The following is a 1799-nucleotide window of genomic DNA, read 5'->3' as shown; positions in this document are numbered from 1 at the left end:
TCAGTTTAATCCTGAGTCAGACAAAACCCGCTTAGAGCATTAACTGCCGGATGTATTTCACCGGTGCGCTGCCATAGCTCAGGAATTTTTCGTTGAATGCTTTCAGGCTGTAATCTTTGCCCTGCTTTTGTTTGTAGGCTTCGCGCAGGTCAATGATCTCTTTGTAGCCGGTGAAATAGCTGGTGAGCTGCACACTTGTAACACTCACTCTTTTCCATTTACCTTCCGCTTCAGCCGCCTGCTGGAAGGCTTCTTTGGTAAGCAAATGAATAGCATCTTCCTTACTCATATCTTTTACATGTACACTGTAATCCAGGATGGTATTACATACGGTGCGGAGGTTCCATTTGTACCACATCAGCCACATTTCAGGTGCATTGTTGCCATAACCGTTTTCCAGCATCATCTGTTCGGTGTATACGGCCCATCCTTCAATCATGGCGCCATTGCTCATGAGCGACTTGATCAGGCTGGGTGATTGATTGGCATATACCAGCTGTGTATAGTGACCCGGGATGGCCTCATGGATATCCAGGATCTGGAGAATATAATGATTGTATTCGCGCAGGTAACTTTCTGCTTTGTCTTTCGGCCATCCCTCCAGGCTTCCCACGTTGTAATAGGTATTGCCGCCTTTGTCGTAGGGGCCGGGCGCACTGATAGACGCACCCGCCACACCCGCCATGTAAGCCGGTTCTTTACGCACCACTAATGGCTTGGACGGATCGATGTACAACAGGTCTTTTTCCTTGATAAATGCGATGAGTGCAGGCAATTGTTTTTCTATGGCCGACTGGAATTGTTCCGGCTTCACGTGTTGTACAGAAAGTGTATCTATCATACGGCCTATCAGTTCCATTGAATCAGCAGGCATAGGGGTATTGCCAAAATATTTAGGCCATAACTGCCGGCTGATCTTTGTCATTTCACCATGCACAAACGCTTTGCGTGCAATGGCTGAATCGTAGATCTGCCCCGCGGTGAAAGATGATTGTATGTCGTATTTAAATTTCTGATCGTACAGCGCTTTACCTAAACGGAAGCTGCGTGGATGTTCCGGCTTCAGTGCTTTCAGCCAGGCGGCATACTCACGTATAGCCTTGGTAGCCGTTTTGGCGCTGGCCAGCATAGCAGTCTGCTCTGCTGCAGGGATACTGGTTTTTTTCAGGGAATCCGCGAAGTCTTTTTCAAATACTGATAAGCCGCCATTGTTCTGATCTATGGCCAGCGAAGTAAGCTCCGGTACCGGGTCTTTGATCTGTTTTTTGGCGGCTTCATAATAAGCCGGAATGTTTTGTAACCTGCTGCCAAAGCTGCGTAGTCGTGTTTCCAGCGGGGCGTAGTTTTCGTTCAGGATAAAGGCAAACGTGTTACTTACGTTATAGGAAGATGGATCCCATTCGTTGCTCTTCTGTTCCTTAATGCTCCATTGTACTGATTCCAGGTAATTCTGTATCAGCTGGTGATCAATTTTACTGGCATCGTTTAGTGCAGCCAGGTCGTAGGATTTCAGGGAGTCCAGCTGCTGTTGTGCAAATGCCAGGCGTGCGGCTGTTGCTGCGCTATCGGGCACCACCAGCACGGAATCATATTTATGATAACCTACACTGGTAGCCCAGTCGGGGTTCTCTTTCCACAGGGCGTCAATAAAATGTTCCTGGTATTTACTGAAGGCGTTGTTCAGCGTACTGTCGGTACTACTGGTTTTAGTGCTGCTGCCGTTGTTGCAGGCTGCAAATGCAGCTGCGGCAGTAGCGCAAAGAAGGAGTTCTTTCATCGCAGAAGGATTATTGTTGTTT

Annotated in this window: 1 protein-coding gene; it reads right to left on the bottom strand. The window is 47.9% G+C overall.

Going from position 1 to position 1799, the window contains the following annotated elements; translation table 11 throughout:
* Positions 1 to 31 precede the first annotated feature (31 nt).
* Positions 32 to 1799 (bottom strand): DUF885 domain-containing protein (locus VN105_RS25675; protein ID WP_325645628.1); only part of this gene is annotated, 1768 nt, incomplete at its 5' end.

The sequence above is a fragment of the Chitinophaga sp. genome (assembly GCF_035564935.1).
Taxonomy (GTDB): Bacteria; Bacteroidota; Bacteroidia; order Chitinophagales; family Chitinophagaceae; genus Chitinophaga.
Note: the sequence above shows the minus strand (reverse complement) of the source record. Positions and strands in the feature narration are given on the sequence as shown.